Raw genomic sequence first — 15,450 nt, 5'->3', positions numbered from 1 at the left:
GAGCGCCCGCCAACGGAGGCGGGCGCCGTCTGTCGAGTGAGGAATGGGCGAGATGCCTGAGTTCGCGTACACCGATCTGCTCCCCATGGGAGAGGACACCACCCCCTACCGGCTGGTGACCTCCGAGGGTGTCTCCACCTTCGAGGCCGACGGGCGGACGTTCCTCAAGGTGGAGCCGGAGGCGCTGCGCAAGCTCGCCGAGGAGGCCATCCACGACATCCAGCACTATCTGCGGCCCGCGCACCTGGCCCAGCTGCGGCGGATCATCGACGACCCGGAGGCCTCCGGCAACGACAAGTTCGTCGCGCTGGACCTGCTGAAGAACGCGAACATCGCGGCCGCCGGAGTGCTCCCCATGTGCCAGGACACCGGCACGGCGATCGTCATGGGCAAGCGCGGGCAGAACGTCCTCACCGAAGGTGAGGACGAGAAGGCCCTCTCCCGCGGCATCTACGACGCGTACCTGAACCTCAACCTGCGCTACTCGCAGATGGCCCCGCTGACCATGTGGGACGAGAAGAACACCGGCTCCAACCTCCCGGCGCAGATCGAGCTGTACGCCACCGACGGCGGCGCGTACAAGTTCCTGTTCATGGCCAAGGGCGGCGGCTCCGCCAACAAGTCGTTCCTCTACCAGGAGACGAAGGCCGTCCTGAACGAGGCCTCCATGATGAAGTTCCTGGAGGAGAAGATCCGTTCGCTGGGCACGGCCGCCTGCCCGCCGTACCACCTGGCGATCGTCGTCGGCGGCACGTCCGCCGAGTACGCGCTGAAGACCGCGAAGTACGCCTCCGCGCACTACCTGGACGAGATCCCGGCCGAGGGTTCGCCGCTCGGGCACGGCTTCCGCGACAAGGAGCTGGAGGAGAAGGTCTTCGAGCTGACGCAGAAGATCGGGATCGGCGCGCAGTTCGGCGGCAAGTACTTCTGCCACGACGTGCGCGTGGTGCGCCTCCCGCGGCACGGCGCGTCCTGCCCGGTCGCCATCGCCGTGTCCTGCTCCGCGGACCGGCAGGCCGTCGCGAAGATCACCGCCGAGGGCGTCTTCCTGGAGCAGTTGGAGACGGACCCGGCGCGCTTCCTGCCGGACACGACGGACGAGCACCTCGACGAGGCCGGGGACGTCGTGAAGATCGACCTGAACCAGCCGATGGACGACATCCTCGCCGAGCTGACGAAGTACCCGGTGAAGACCCGGCTCTCCCTCTCCGGTCCGCTGGTCGTGGCCCGTGACATCGCGCACGCCAAGATCAAGGAGCGGCTGGACGCGGGCGAGGAGATGCCGCAGTACCTGAAGGACCACCCGGTGTACTACGCGGGTCCGGCAAAGACCCCCGAGGGCTACGCCTCCGGTTCCTTCGGGCCGACGACGGCCGGCCGGATGGACTCCTACGTCGAGCAGTTCCAGGCGGCGGGCGGCTCCAAGGTGATGCTCGCCAAGGGCAACCGCTCCCAGCAGGTTACGGACGCCTGCGGCACGCACGGCGGCTTCTATCTCGGCTCCATCGGCGGCCCCGCCGCCCGCCTCGCCCAGGACTGCATCAAGAAGGTCGAGGTCGTCGAGTACGAGGAGCTCGGCATGGAGGCCGTCTGGAAGATCGAGGTCGAGGACTTCCCGGCGTTCGTCGTCGTGGACGACAAGGGCAACGACTTCTTCAAGGACCCGGCGCCCGCGCCGACGTTCACGACGATTCCGGTGCGGGGGCCGGGTCTGGCGTGACGCGTGCGATCCTGTGACGGACGCCCGCCCCTGATTGACGCAGGGGCGGGCGTCGTTCCAGGTCAGGACCCGATCAGCCGGCGCAGAGGGTGAAGCTGACCGTGTCGCCGTTGTGGACGATCGTCGGGGCGTGCGGGGACACCCCGATCACCGAGCCCGGCTTGCAGCCCTTGACGGCCTTCTTGGTGACGGTGCCGAGCTTCGTCTGGGTCTTCTCGAGGAGCGGCTTGGCGAGCACCAGGTCCATGCCCGCGAAGTCGATCGGGATGGTCGGGTTCTCGCCGTAGAGCATGGTCGTGGCGTCGCTCTTGGCGGCCGTGCTGGTCGCCGGGGTCGTCGAACTCCCGCCGCCCGCCGCCGAGGTGGCCAGGGCGGTGCCGCCGCCCGCCGCGATGAGGGCTGCGGCGACGGCGGCGATGCCGACGGTCCGCCTGCGGCGGGTGCGGCGCTCGATCTGCGGGGCGTCGAAGGCGGGGGTCTCGGCGGAGTCCGCGAAACGGTTCATGGCGGTCATCAGTTCCTCTTCGAAAGGCGTGCGGCCGGGAGGCCGTGCGTCGCCGTACGAGGTCATCGGACTCCTTCCGGGTGCCGCGATGGTGAAGGGGCGGAGAGTGCGGGGAACTGGCCTCTGAGCTTCTCGATGCCCCGGGCGAGCTGGGACCGGACCGTGCTCGGCGAGATGCCGAGGTCGGCCGAGATCTCGGCGTCCGAGAGATCGTGGAAGTATCGCAGCACCACCACCGTCCGCATCCGCATGGGCAGTTGCTGCAGTGCGCGCACCAACTGGTCCCTGCTGTCGACCTGCCCGTACTCGTCGCCCGGGGCGGCGAGGTCGCCGCCTTCGGGGTGGGGAGTCGTGGTCAGGCGGCGGAACCTGCGCCAGCGGTCGTTGGCGAGGTTCACCATGATCCGCCGGACGTAGGCGTCCGGAGCGTCCTTCGCTGCGATGGTGCGCCACTTGCGGCAGGCCTTCTCCAGGGTCTCCTGGGCCAGGTCCTCCGCCGCCTCACGGTTTCCCGTGAGGACGAGGGCGCCCCTGAACAACGCGGCCGAGCGGGCGGTCACGAATTCCTGGAAGTCCGTCTCCACACGCTCCTCCCTTCCTGTCACCCCTCCTCGACGTGGACACGCGGTCGTCTGCTGCACGGCCGTCCTGAGACCTGGGTCACATCCCATGACACGTACGGGTGAAGTACGGAACAACCGTGCCGTCCTGATCGCTCTACAGGCATGAGCGAATACCGGATCGAGCACGACTCCATGGGCGAGGTACGCGTCCCGGCGGAGGCCAAGTGGCGGGCCCAGACGCAGCGCGCCGTCGAGAACTTCCCCGTCTCCGGGCAGCGCATCGAGCGCGCGCACATCGAGGCGCTGGCCCGGATCAAGGGCGCCGCCGCCAAGGTGAACGCGGAACTCGGCGTGCTCGACAAGGAGATCGCCGAGGCGATCCAGGAGGCCGCCGGGGAGGTCGCCGAGGGCCGGTGGGACGAACACTTCCCGGTCGACGTGTTCCAGACCGGCTCCGGTACCTCGTCCAACATGAACACCAACGAGGTCATCGCCACGCTGGCCGGTGAGCGGCTGGGGCGGGAGGTGCACCCCAACGACCACGTCAACGCCTCGCAGTCGTCCAACGACGTGTTCCCCTCGTCGATCCACATCGCCGCCACCGCGGCCGTCACCCGCGACCTCGTGCCCGCTCTGGAGCACCTCGCCGACTCCCTCACCCGCAAGTCGCGGGAGTTCGCCGACGTGGTGAAGTCGGGGCGCACGCATCTGATGGACGCCACGCCCGTCACCCTGGGCCAGGAGTTCGGCGGGTACGCCGCGCAGGTGCGGTACGGCGTGGAGCGGCTGCACGCCTCCCTCCCGCGTCTCGCCGAGCTGCCGCTGGGCGGCACCGCCGTGGGCACCGGGATCAACACCCCGCCTGGCTTCTCCGCCGCCGTCATCGAGGAGATCGCCCGGGTCACCGGTCTGCCGCTGACCGAGGCGCGCGACCACTTCGAGGCGCAGGGCGCGCGGGACGGGATCGTCGAGACCAGCGGGCAGCTGCGCACCATCGCGGTCGGACTGACGAAGATCGCCAACGATCTGCGGTGGATGTCCTCGGGGCCGCGCACCGGACTGGCCGAGATCAGCCTGCCGGACCTCCAGCCCGGCTCGTCGATCATGCCCGGCAAGGTGAACCCGGTGATCCCGGAGGCCGTGCTGATGGTCGCCGCGCAGGTCGTGGGCAACGACGCCACGGTCGCCGCCGCCGGCGCGGCGGGCAACTTCGAGCTCAACGTCATGCTGCCGGTGATCGCCAAGAACGTCCTGGAGTCGGTCCGGCTGCTCGCCAACGTGTCGCGGCTGCTGGCGGACCGGACGGTCGACGGGATCGTCGCGCACCGCGAGCGCGCCCGTGAGTACGCCGAGTCCTCGCCGTCGGTGGTCACGCCGCTGAACAAGTACCTGGGGTACGAGGAGGCCGCGAAGGTCGCCAAGAAGGCCCTCGCGGATCAGAAGACGATCCGGGAGGCCGTCCTCGACGGAGGGTACGTGGAGCGCGGTGACCTGACGCTGCAACAGCTCGACGAGGCCCTGGATGTCCTGCGGATGACGCACCCGTAACCTTTCGCGCTCCGGCGCGCGAACCGTGACGCGCGCCGCAGCGTCGTATGTCCATGGCACCTAATATCTGTGCATGGCAGACGGTGGAGCGATGAGACGCATGGGAACGGGCGGTGCGGCGGTCTTCTGGGAGCCCGGGGACCGGATCCTGTGGCGCTACCGGGAGAACGGCGGAGCACGCTTCCACATCGCCCGCCCGGTCACCGTCGTGCGGGACGACGAGGACGTGCTCGCCGTGTGGATGGCCCCGGGCACGCAGTGCGTGCGGCCCGTTCTCGCCGACGGCACCCCGCTGCACCAGGAGCCGCTGCACACCCGGTACACCAAGCCGCGAACCGTGCAGCGCGCCCACTGGTTCGGCACCGGCGTGCTGAAGCTGGCCCGGCCCGGCGAGCCCTGGTCGGTGTGGCTGTTCTGGGAGCCGGGCTGGCGATTCAAGAACTGGTACGTCAATCTTGAGCAGCCGCTGGTCCGTTGGGCCGGCGGGGTGGACTCGGAGGACCACTTTCTGGACATCTGCGTCTACCCGGACCGCAGTTGGGGCTGGCGCGACGAGGACGAGTTCGCGCAGGCTCAGCAGGACGGTCTGATGGACGCGACGGTCGCCGAACAGGTACAAGAGGCGGGCCGCAGGGCGGTGGAGGTGATCCGCGCGTGGGGGCCGCCGTTCGACGAGGGCTGGCAGCACTGGCGCCCGGATCCGTCCTGGGCCGTACCGTTGCTGCCGGAGGACTGGGACCGTACGCCCGCGCACCTGTCCACATGAGACCCTTGATGCGCCCCCGGGCAACAAACGTAGGATCGTCCTCCGCAAGGCACGCTGGCAGTAACTCCCGGAGCAGACGCCGGGTCTGACCGAACGTCACCGAGGGGCGGCAGGACGTGATCGAGGGGTACGAGGGCAACACCGCAGGGACGTCCGTCGTCGGCCCCCAGGGTCGCGCGCGGGCCACCGGTGACACAGGAACAACCTCTGACCACGCGGGAATTCCGTTCCGGGGACACGTATTCCGGGTATCGGGTTTCCTGCGGGACCAACTGCGCGCGCGGCGTGCAGCCCCGGACGGACGGATTCGACACGCGTGACGGAGCAGCCCCTCTCCTACGAACGCCCCCAGGGCGTCGACCCCACGGACCCCCGTGGGGCACTCCTGCGTACCCCGGAGCCCGCTGCGGCCCCGTCCGCCTTACCGCCCGACGCCTCGGGTACGACGACGCCGTGCGGCAAGGGTGGAAAGGGCAACATGGGCGGCCAGAGCGGCCAGGGAGCAGCCGGCAAGGACACGGCCGGGACGGAGGCCGGCTCCTCCGCGGAGACCGAGCACTCCCAGCCTTCGGCGTCCGCCGAGCCGGACACCCACCGGCCGCGCCCCGTGCCCGAGTCCATCCCGGCCCAGCCGGGCACGGACCCGCACGCGGAACGGGGTCCCGGCGGCCAGGAGCGGCGCGGGGCGGCGGCGACGGCGCAGCCCGGCCGGCCCACGCCGATGCGGCGGGACGGGGACCGGCTGCGCTTCGTGGGCGCCGCGACCCGGCGGATCGCCCGCGGACTGGACCTCGACGAGATCGTGATGGGGCTGTGCCGGGCCACCGTGCCGACCTTCTCCGACGCGATCCTCGTCTATCTGCGCGACCCGCTGCCCGTGGGCGACGAACGGCCGGCCGCGGACCGCATCATGCTGCGGCTGCGCCGCACCGACCGCATCCCCGAGGAGCGGGACACCGAGACGGGTTTCGCGGCGCTGGCGCTGCCGCCGCCGGAGCCGGGCGAGCTGACCGCCGAGCTGTCGGCCTCGGTCGGGGACATGTGCGAGGTGCGGCCCGGCGGTGCGCTCGCGGAGGTGCTGCGCGGGGTGCGTCCGGTGTTCGCGGACAATCCGGCCGCACGCGCCGCGCTGCCCGAACTCCTGGGCGAGGACAGCACATTGGTCGTCCCGGGCGGCCAGCGGGCGATCCTGGCCCCGTTGCGGGGCCGGCGCCGGGTGATCGGCGCCGCGGTCTTCCTGCGCCGTCCGGAGCGCCTCCCGTTCGAGAACGACGATCTGCTGGTGGCCGCGCAGCTGGCCACGCACAGCGCGCTCGGCATCGACAAGGCGGTGCTGTACGACCGTGAGGCGTACATCGCCGACGAGTTGCAGCGCACGATGCTGCCGGAGACCCTGCCGCGTCCCACGGGCGTCCGGCTGGCGTCCCGCTACCTGCCCGCGGCGGAGACGGCACGGGTCGGCGGCGACTGGTACGACGCCATCCCGCTGCCCGGCAGCCGGGTGGCGCTGGTGGTGGGCGACGTGATGGGGCACTCCATGACGTCGGCGGCCATCATGGGGCAGCTGCGCACGACGGCCCAGACGCTGGCCGGTCTCGATCTGCCCCCGCAGGAGGTCCTGCACCACCTGGACGAGCAGGCCCAGCGGCTGGGCACCGACCGCATGGCGACCTGCCTGTACGCCGTCTACGACCCGGTGTCGCATCGCATCACCATCGCCAACGCGGGCCATCCGCCGCCCGTCCTGCTGCATCTGGGCGGCCGGGCCGAGGTGCTGCGGGTGCCGCCGGGCGCGCCGATCGGCGTCGGCGGGGTCGACTTCGAGGCGGTGGAGCTGGACGCGCCGGCCGGGGCGACGCTGCTGCTGTACACCGACGGGCTGGTGGAGTCCCGGCTGCGGGACGTGGCGACCGGCATAGAGCAGCTGCGCGAGAAGCTCGCCGCGACGGCCCAGCTGACCGGGCCGGACCATCCGCCGCCCCTCGAAGCCCTGTGCGACGAGGTGCTCGACATGCTCGGCCCGGGCGACCGGGACGACGACATCGCGCTGCTCGCCGCCCGTTTCGACGGGATCGCGCCGAGCGATGTGGCGTACTGGTACCTGGAACCGGAGGACGCGGCTCCCGGCCGGGCCCGCCGGCTGGCCCGTCGGGCGCTGTCCCGCTGGGGCCTGGAGGACATGACGGACTCCGTCGAGCTGCTGGTCAGCGAGGTCGTCACCAACGCGGTGCGGTATGCCACGCGGCCGGTGACGCTGCGGTTGCTGCGGACCGACGTGCTGCGCTGCGAGGTCGGGGACGACGTGCCCCAGCTGCCCCGGCTGCGGCAGGCCCGGGCGACCGACGAGGGCGGCCGCGGCCTGTATCTGGTGAACCGGCTCGCCCGGCGCTGGGGGGCCACGCGGCTGAGCACCGGCAAGGTGGTCTGGTTCGAGCTGAACCGGAGCTGACAGAGGCGAACAGCCACGAACAGCCACGAACAGCCGTCGATCAGACGCGGTCAGACGCGGTCAGACGCACAAGAGAGGGCGCCCGGAGATCTCCGGGCGCCCTCTGCGCTGTCGTGCTACTGGCCGAAGGCCGCTACTGGCCGAAGATCGGATTGTCCGGATTCGGCGATCCGGACGACGGATCGTCCGTGGTGGGTTCCGACGAGGTGTTGCCCGACGGCGAGTTCGACGGGGACGAACTCGGCTTGGGCGAGTTGGACGGGGACGAACTGGGCTTCGGCGAGTTGGACGGGGACGAACTGGGCTTCGGCGAGTTCGACGGCGAGGAACTCGGCGACGGCGAGGAGGAGGGCGACGGGGACGACGTCTGGACCGCCGCGCCCTGGTCGGTCTCCAGGTCGAACTTGCTGACCTTGGTGGAGACGCCGAAGGTGTACGCCGCCCAGATCTGCGCCGGGAAGCCACCGCCGTTGATACGGCCGTCGACCGTGGTCAGGCCCGTCGTCGCGCCGGTCAGCGTGACCTGGGGGTGCGGGGGCTTGGCCGACTCGCCGAACAGGCCGACCGAGGTGACCAGGTCGGGGGTGTAGCCGGTGAACCAGGCCGACTTGTTGTTGTCGGAGGTACCCGTCTTGCCCGCGACCTTCTGGCCCTTGCGCAGCGGGTTGTCCCGCACGGACTTCTTCGCCGTACCGTCGTCGACCACGCCGGTGAGCACCGAGGTGACCGAGTCGGCGGCCTCGCGGTCGATGACCTGCGCGCCGATGGGCGAGGCGAGCTTGAACGTGGGGTGGAGGCTGTTCTCCGCCGACTTCAGGACCGACGGGGTGACCTTCTTGCCGTGGTTGTCGAGGGTGGCGTAGACAGCGGCCATCTGCAGGGGGCTCGCGCCCATGGTGCCGAGGGTCTGGGCCGGGACCGCCTTCAGGTCCTTGGTGTCCATGCCGAGGTTGTCGGCGACCTTCAGCACCTTGTCCATGCCGACGTCCACGCCCATCTGCGCGAAGACGGAGTTGATGGACTTGTTCAGCGCCGTCTGGACGGTGACGGGGCCGTAGTCCTGGTCGTCCTCGTTCTCCGGGGCGAAGCCGATGTCGCTGCCGACGACCGGGCGTTTGCTGGTGCCGTCGTAGATCGTGTTGGCGGTGATCTTCTCGTCCTTCTGCGTCACGGCGTTCTCGTCGAAGGCCGCGGCGAGGATCACCGGCTTGAAGGTGGAGGCGGGCTGGTAGTCGGTGCGGGTGGCGTTGTTGAGGTAGTGGTCGGTGTAACTGGTACCGCCGTACATCGCCTCGACCGCGCCGGTCTTCGGGTTCACCGACACCGCGCCGGCCTGGACGTCGCCGTCGACCGGGCGTTTCTTCTTGTCCAGCTTGCTGGTCAGCTGTTCCTTGACGGCCGTCTCCAGCGCCTTCTGCTTGCTCGGGACGATGTTGAGCTCGATGTTCCAGCCGCCCTTGCTGACCAGGGCAGCGCCCGCCTCGTAGTTCTCGGCGGTGCCGTTGGCGACGAGCTGTCTGGCGAGTTCGGCGTTGGCCGCGTCGACCAGGTAGCCGACCTGGCCCTCCTTGCCGGGGGCGGCCTTGGGGTCCTTGGGGATCGGGAACTTCATGGCGTCGCGCTTGGCCTTGTCCAGCCAGTCCTGCCCGACCATGTTGTCGAGGACGTAGTTCCAGCGGGCCTGGACCAGACGCTTGCCGGTGTCGGAGGCGGAGGCCCAGTCGTACTGGCTGGGCGCCTGGAGCAGCGCGGCGAGGTAGGCGCCCTGCTCGACGGAGAGCTTGTCGGCGTCGACGCGGTAGTAGGCCTGGGCGGCGGCCTGGATGCCGTAGGCGCCGCGGCCGTAGTAGCTGGTGTTGATGTAGCCGGCCAGGATGTAGTCCTTGTCCTTCTCCCGGTCCAGCTTCAGGGAGATGACCAGTTCCTTCAGCTTGCGCGTGACGGTCTGTTCCTGGGTCAGGTAGTAGTTCTTGACGTACTGCTGGGTGATGGTCGAGCCGCCCTGCGCGCCCTTGCCCATGAGCGTGTTGAGAACACCGCGGGCGGTGCCCCTGAAGTCGACGCCGTTGTCGTTCCAGAAGGTCTTGTTCTCGGCGGCGACGAAGGTGTTCTGGACCGGCTTGGGGATCGTGGCGAGGTCGACGTTCTCCCGGTTGACCTTGCCGTCGCGGGCGAGGATCGCGCCGTTGCCGTACTTGTAGACGTTGCTCTGCAGGTTGGCGTCCGGGTTGCCCTCGGGGATCGGCGTGCTGACGTACAGCCAGACGAAGGCGCCGATGACGGCGGCGGTCATGAAGAGGAACGTGCCGAGGATCTTCTTCCAGGTGAAGAGCCGGCGTATGAAGCTCTTGTTCTTCTTGCCGGCCTTGCCCTTCGCGCCCCTGCCGCCCTTCTTCGCGCTTTTGCGGGCCGCCGCGCGCCCGCCGACCGCGGGGGCGGTCTCGGGGGCTGCCGCGGAGGCGCTCCGGGTCGCGGTCCTTTCCGCGGTCCCGGTGGCGGTCCCGGTGGTGGGGGGCGCCACGGACTCCGTCTCCGTCGAGCGGTTCCTGGGCGCGGCGCGGCGGCCACCGCGCTGTCGCGCTCGTCTCTCTTCCGCTCGTCCCATGAGTCCGCTCGCTCCGCTTCCTACTCGGCAGTCACACCAGTGCCCGTGGGCAGGGGCAGGTCAGCTCAGAAAGTTAACACCGCTGTCTATGGCGAGGGGCTGCCGATCCGGTGTTCGGGGGGCGTGAGAATCAGCACCCCGACCGGTGGAACCGGCAGACCGTCCCCACCGATTCGACGTACGAGAGGGGTACAGGGTTGCCGCGACGCGCTAAAGTGATATCACTTAGCTAGGCAGCCGTCATCAGATTCGGCTGCCTGGCCGACCGCACGACCGAAGAGAAGACGAAAGAGAACGGGGACCCGCCATGCCCACCTCCACCTCCACCTCCACCTCCGCGCCCGACGTCGACGCACCCGAGATGCCGGCCCCGCGTGTGCACGAGTTCCCCGCGCACAGCGTGGGCGGCGGGCTCGCGCTGCTGCTCGGGCTGGCCGGGCTGCTGGCCGGCGGCGGGATGATCGCCGCGGCCACCGCCGTGACCGCGACCGGCGTCAAGGCCGTGCTGATCACCGGCGGCATCCTGGTCGCCCTCGCCGCGTTCCTCGCGATGTGCGGGCTGAACACGGTGGCGCCGGGCGAGGCCCGCGTGGTGCAGCTCTTCGGCCGCTACCGGGGCACCATCCGCGAGGACGGGCTGCGCTGGGTGAACCCCTTCACCTCCCGCGAGAAGATCTCCACCCGGGTGCGCAATCACGAGACGGCCGTCCTGAAGGTCAACGACGCCTACGGCAACCCGATCGAGCTCGCCGCGGTCGTGGTGTGGAACGTGCAGGACACCGCACAGGCCAGCTTCGAGGTGGACGACTTCCTGGAGTTCGTCGCCACCCAGACCGAGGCGGCCGTCCGGCACATCGCCATCGAGTACCCCTACGACTCGCACGACGAGGACGGGCTCTCGCTGCGCGGCAACGCCGAGGAAATCACCGAGAAGCTCGCCATAGAACTGCACGCGCGCGTGGAGGCGGCCGGAGTGCGGATCATCGAGTCCCGCTTCACCCACCTCGCGTACGCTCCCGAGATCGCCTCGGCGATGCTCCAGCGGCAGCAGGCGGGCGCGGTGGTCGCGGCGCGGCGGGAGATCGTCGACGGGGCGGTGGGGATGGTCGAGGCGGCGCTCAGCCGGATCGCCGAGCAGGGCATCGTGGAACTGGACGAGGAGCGGAAGGCGGCGATGGTGTCCAACCTGATGGTGGTGCTGTGCGGGGACCGGGCGCCCCAGCCGGTCCTGAACACCGGAACCCTCTACCAGTGACGGTTCCCCCCGGGGGTTCGGCCCCTCAAGGCCGGCCGCAGCGCAAGCAGGTGCTGCTGCGGCTGGACCCGCTCGTCTACGACGCGCTGGCCCGCTGGGCCTCGGACGAGTTGCGGTCGGCGAACGCGCAGATCGAGTTCCTGCTGCGGAAGGCGTTGAAGGAGGCGGGGCGGCTGCCGGGAGAGACGGGACCGCTGCCCCGCCGCGGGCGCCCCCCGGGGGGATCGCCCCCGCGCCCCCCGTCGGCCTGAACGGCCTCGCCGTCGCCTGTTGCAGAACGGTGACAATCGGCCCCCACCTGCGCACGCGTACCCACCGCTGCGACCTGCACACCCCGCGTATACACACCGGGTATACACCGCATGTACAGTCCTCCTCATGTCCATCGGCCACACCCTCCTGGGACTCCTGGAGTCCGGGCCCCGCCACGGTTACGACCTCAAGCGGGCCTTCGACGAAAAGTTCGGTCACGACCGGCCCCTGCACTACGGCCAGGTCTACTCGACGATGTCCCGTCTGCTGAAGAACGGGCTCGTCGAGGTCGACGGCATCGAGGCCGGCGGCGGCCCCGAGCGCAAGCGGTACGCGATCACGGACGCCGGCGTCACCGACGTGGAGCGCTGGCTCGGCACGCCCGAGAAGCCCGAGCCGTATCTGCAGTCGACCCTCTACACGAAGGTCGTCCTCGCGCTGCTCACGCACCGCGACGCGGCCGAGATCCTCGACACGCAGCGGTCCGAGCATCTGCGCAGCATGCGCATCCTCACCGACCGCAAGCGGGGCGGCGACCTCGCCGACCAGCTGATCTGCGACCATGCCCTGTTCCACCTCGAGGCCGACCTGCGCTGGCTGGAGCTGGCCGCCGCGCGCCTCGACAAGCTGAAGGCGGCGGTGACTGCGTGAACGCTCCCGGGGGATCCCTGCTCATCGCCGAGAACCTGCGCAAGGCGTACGGGCCGACCATGGCGCTGGACGGCGCCGAGTTCTCCATCCATCCCGGCGAGGTCGTCGCCGTGATGGGCCCGTCCGGGTCCGGCAAGTCGACGCTGCTGCACTGCCTCGCCGGCATCGTGACGCCCGACTCCGGTTCGATCCTGTACGACGGCCGTGACCTCGCGACGATGAGCGACGCCCAGCGCAGTGAGCTGCGGCGCTCGGAGTTCGGGTTCGTCTTCCAGTTCGGACAGCTCGTGCCGGAACTGACCTGCGTGGAGAACGTGGCGCTGCCGCTGCGGCTGAACGGCACCCCGCGCAAGCAGGCCGAGCGCACCGCCCTGAGCTGGATGGAGCGCCTGGAGGTCGACGACCTCGGCAAGAAGCGGCCCGGCGAGGTGTCCGGCGGACAGGGCCAGCGGGTGGCCGTGGCGCGCTCGCTCGTCACCAGCCCGCGCGTGATCTTCGCGGACGAGCCGACCGGCGCGCTGGACTCGCTCAACGGCGAGCGCGTGATGGAGCTGCTCACCGAGGCCGCCCGGACGGCCAACGCGGCCGTCGTCCTCGTCACGCACGAGGCCCGCGTGGCCGCCTACTCCGACCGTGAGATCGTCGTACGGGACGGGAAGTCGCGGGACATGGAGCGGGTCGTATGAGCCTGCGCCAGTGGAATCGGGACCTGGGCATGGGGGTCCGGTTCGCCTTCGCCGGCGGACGGGAGGGCTGGGTCAGGGCCATTCTGACGGCGGTGGGCGTCGGCCTCGGCGTGGCGGTCCTGCTGCTGACGACGGCGGTGCCGAATGTGCTCTCGGTGCGTCACGACCGTGAACAGGCCCGGCTGGACTGGGCGTTCGGCGACTCGCAGCCCGCCAAGGCCGACGACACCCTGCTGATCAGGGGCACCGACACGGATTTCCGCGACAAGAGCGTGCGCGGCCGGTTGGTGGAACCGGAAGGGGCGCGCGCGCCGCTGCCGCCCGGCGTGAGCCGGTTCCCGGCGAAGGGCGACATGGTGGTCTCGCCCGCGTTGAAGAAGCTGCTCGCCGATGACGGTTCGGCGCTGCTGCGAGAGCGGATGCCGTACCGGATCGTCGGGACCATCGGGGAGAGCGGGCTGATCGGCTCCCAGGAACTCGCGTACTACGCCGGCGCCTCCGGGCTCGCCTCGCACATGGACAGCGCCGGTGTGACCCGGCTGAAGGAGTTCGGGAACCCGAAGCCGACGCACGAGCAGACCGACCCGGTGCTGGTCCTGCTGGTCCTCGTCGTCATCGTGGTGCTGCTGATGCCGGTGGCCGTGTTCATCGCCGCGGCCGTGCGGTTCGGCGGCGAGCGGCGCGACCGCAGGCTCGCGGCCCTCCGGCTGATCGGTTCCGACGGCCGGATGACCCGGCGTATCGCGGCGGGCGAGGCGATGGCCGGCTCACTGCTGGGCCTGGTCCTCGGCGCGGTCTTCTTCCTGATCGGCCGCCAGGCGGCGGGCACGGTCGAGGTGATGGACATCAGCGTGTGGCCCAGCTACCTCAACCCCTCCCCCGCGCTGGCCGCCCTGGTCGTGCTGGCGGTGCCGACGGCCGCCGTCCTGGTCACCCTGTTCGCGCTGCGCGGCGTGGTGATCGAGCCGCTCGGCGTGGTGCGCACGGCGAAGCCGGCCCGCCGACGGCTGTGGTGGCGGCTGCTGATGCCGGTGGCCGGCCTCGCGATGCTCTACCCGATGATCGGACAGGGCCGCGAGAACGGGGGCTTCAACCAGTATCTGGTGACCGGCGGCGTCCTGCTGCTCCTCGTCGGGATCACCGCGCTGCTGCCCTGGCTCGTGGAGACGGTCGTCGCCCGGCTCGGCTCGGGCGGTGTCGCCTGGCAACTCGCCGTACGGCGGCTGCAGTTGAGCAGCGGCACGGCGGCCCGGATGGTCAACGGCATCGCGGTCGCGGTGGCCGGGGCGATCGCCCTGCAAATGCTGTTCGCAGGCGTGGACGGCGACTACACCAAGCCCACCGGCCAGGACCTCACCCGGGCGCAGATGCAGGTCCGGGTGCCGGACGGCGCCCCGCCGGCCGCCACCGCCCAGAAGTTCGCCGACACCAAGGCCGTCCGCAAGGTCGTCGCCCTGTGGGAGGGCTACCTGGGCGACTCCTCCTGGCGGAGCGAGAACGGTCCGAACCTGTCCGCCGATCTGACCGTGGGCGACTGCCCGGCCCTGCGCGAGATGGCGAAGCTGCCCTCGTGCAAGGACGGCGACGTCTTCGCGCTCAAAACCTCCGAGAACTCCACCGACGGGCCGGAGCTGAACAAGCCCGGCAAGAAGTTGTACCTGGAGCAGTCCTCCCCCGGGGGCAGCGCGGAGGTCGTCTGGACCGTCCCCAAGGGCGTCGTCGAGGCCCAGTCGGTCAAAGGCCTGGTCGACTGGGAGCGCGGCGGCTTCCTGATGACGCCGAGCGCCCTGCCCAAGGCGGCCGACAAGACGGTCCGCGGTGAGCTGTACCTCTCGATCGACGAGTCCGTGCCCGACGCGTACGAGTACGCCCGCAACACGGCGTACCACGTGGATCCGCTGACCGACCCGATGATGTGGTCGTCCACCCGGCAGGACACGAAGTTCACCTCCATCCGCACCGGTCTGCTCGTCGGCTCCGCCTGTGTGCTGCTGCTGATCGGGGCGAGCCTGCTGGTCTCGCAGCTGGAGCAGCTGCGCGAGCGCAAGAAGCTGCTGTCGTCGCTGGTCGCCTTCGGTACCCGGCGGCGCACGCTGGGCCTGTCGGTGCTGTGGCAGACGGCGATCCCGATCGCGCTGAGCCTGCTGCTGGCCCTGACGGTGGGGCTCACACTGGGCGCCGTACTGCTGAAGATGACGTCCACCCCGGTGAGCGTGGACTGGGCGAGCGTGCTGGCGATGACCGGCTGCGGAGCGGCGGTGGTCCTGCTGGTGACGCTGCTCAGCCTGCCGCCGCTGCTGCGGCTGATGCGCCCGGACGGCCTGCGCACCGAGTAGTCACTCCCCCGTCCACACCGGCCACGGCAATCACACCGGCCACGGCAACCACGGCAAGGGCCCCTCCCCGCATCCGGGGAGGGGCCCTTCGTACTCGGACCCGGCCCCGACCGA

12 protein-coding genes are annotated in these 15,450 nt (G+C 70.4%); 9 read left to right on the top strand and 3 right to left on the bottom strand.

The genetic code is table 11. From position 1 onward, the window contains the following. Window positions 1-52 precede the first annotated feature (52 nt). A complete protein-coding gene (locus tag ACZ5SK_RS33645; RefSeq protein ID WP_334577499.1) occupies window positions 53-1,720 on the top strand; it encodes a fumarate hydratase in 1,668 nt (555 codons plus the stop codon). A gap of 73 nt (window positions 1,721-1,793) precedes the next feature. On the opposite strand, the gene ACZ5SK_RS33640 is transcribed toward ACZ5SK_RS33645, so the two are convergent. Further along, window positions 1,794-2,291 (bottom strand): hypothetical protein, encoded by a 498-nt coding sequence (locus ACZ5SK_RS33640; protein WP_334577500.1) that lies wholly within the window; start codon window positions 2,289-2,291, stop codon window positions 1,794-1,796. Then, window positions 2,288-2,809, bottom strand: coding sequence for a SigE family RNA polymerase sigma factor (locus ACZ5SK_RS33635; RefSeq protein WP_334577501.1), 522 nt, complete (start codon window positions 2,807-2,809; stop codon window positions 2,288-2,290). The genes ACZ5SK_RS33640 and ACZ5SK_RS33635 overlap by 4 nt, the downstream gene beginning before the upstream one ends. Before the next feature lie 141 nt (window positions 2,810-2,950). Between ACZ5SK_RS33635 and ACZ5SK_RS33630 the strand changes: the two genes are divergently transcribed. From ACZ5SK_RS33630 to ACZ5SK_RS33620, 3 genes are all read left to right on the top strand, one after another. Next, window positions 2,951-4,336, top strand: coding sequence for a class II fumarate hydratase (locus ACZ5SK_RS33630; RefSeq protein ID WP_334577502.1), 1,386 nt, complete (start codon window positions 2,951-2,953; stop codon window positions 4,334-4,336). Between the two features lie 73 nt (window positions 4,337-4,409). Continuing rightward, complete coding sequence (gene fomD, locus ACZ5SK_RS33625; RefSeq protein ID WP_334577503.1) at window positions 4,410-5,102, top strand: cytidylyl-2-hydroxypropylphosphonate hydrolase; 693 nt, start codon at window positions 4,410-4,412, stop codon at window positions 5,100-5,102. Between the two features lie 316 nt (window positions 5,103-5,418). Beyond that, window positions 5,419-7,551 carry a SpoIIE family protein phosphatase gene (locus ACZ5SK_RS33620; protein WP_334577504.1) on the top strand — a complete coding sequence of 711 codons (2,133 nt, stop codon included), beginning with the start codon at window positions 5,419-5,421 and terminating at the stop codon, window positions 7,549-7,551. Window positions 7,552-7,684: 133 nt separating this feature from the next. Here ACZ5SK_RS33620 and ACZ5SK_RS33615 read toward each other — a convergent pair whose 3' ends face one another. Then, on the bottom strand, window positions 7,685-10,156 hold the full coding sequence (locus ACZ5SK_RS33615) for a transglycosylase domain-containing protein (RefSeq protein ID WP_334577505.1): 2,472 nt from the start codon (window positions 10,154-10,156) through the stop codon (window positions 7,685-7,687). A gap of 307 nt (window positions 10,157-10,463) precedes the next feature. On the opposite strand from ACZ5SK_RS33615, the gene ACZ5SK_RS33610 reads away from it, so the two are divergent. The 5 genes from ACZ5SK_RS33610 (at window position 10,464) to ACZ5SK_RS33590 (ending at window position 15,336) form a co-directional block, all read left to right on the top strand. Next, window positions 10,464-11,411 carry an SPFH domain-containing protein gene (locus tag ACZ5SK_RS33610; protein ID WP_361701286.1) on the top strand — a complete coding sequence of 316 codons (948 nt, stop codon included), beginning with the start codon at window positions 10,464-10,466 and terminating at the stop codon, window positions 11,409-11,411. Beyond that, window positions 11,408-11,662, top strand: coding sequence for a type II toxin-antitoxin system antitoxin (locus ACZ5SK_RS33605; protein ID WP_334577507.1), 255 nt, complete (start codon window positions 11,408-11,410; stop codon window positions 11,660-11,662). The genes ACZ5SK_RS33610 and ACZ5SK_RS33605 overlap by 4 nt, the downstream gene beginning before the upstream one ends. A gap of 127 nt (window positions 11,663-11,789) precedes the next feature. After that, on the top strand, window positions 11,790-12,314 hold the full coding sequence (locus tag ACZ5SK_RS33600; protein WP_334577508.1) for a PadR family transcriptional regulator: 525 nt from the start codon (window positions 11,790-11,792) through the stop codon (window positions 12,312-12,314). After that, the gene (locus ACZ5SK_RS33595; protein ID WP_334577509.1) at window positions 12,311-13,000 is read left to right on the top strand and encodes an ABC transporter ATP-binding protein; all 690 of its coding nucleotides are present in this window, start codon (window positions 12,311-12,313) and stop codon (window positions 12,998-13,000) included. The genes ACZ5SK_RS33600 and ACZ5SK_RS33595 overlap by 4 nt, the downstream gene beginning before the upstream one ends. Next, window positions 12,997-15,336: an ABC transporter permease gene (locus tag ACZ5SK_RS33590; protein ID WP_334577510.1), complete on the top strand. Its 2,340-nt coding sequence runs from the start codon at window positions 12,997-12,999 to the stop codon at window positions 15,334-15,336. The genes ACZ5SK_RS33595 and ACZ5SK_RS33590 overlap by 4 nt, the downstream gene beginning before the upstream one ends. The last annotated feature ends 114 nt before the right edge of the window (window positions 15,337-15,450 follow it).

Source organism: Streptomyces sp. NPDC031474, assembly GCF_055581185.1.
The sequence above is the reverse complement of the archived record's forward strand: the minus strand, read 5'-3'. Positions and strand labels throughout refer to the sequence as shown.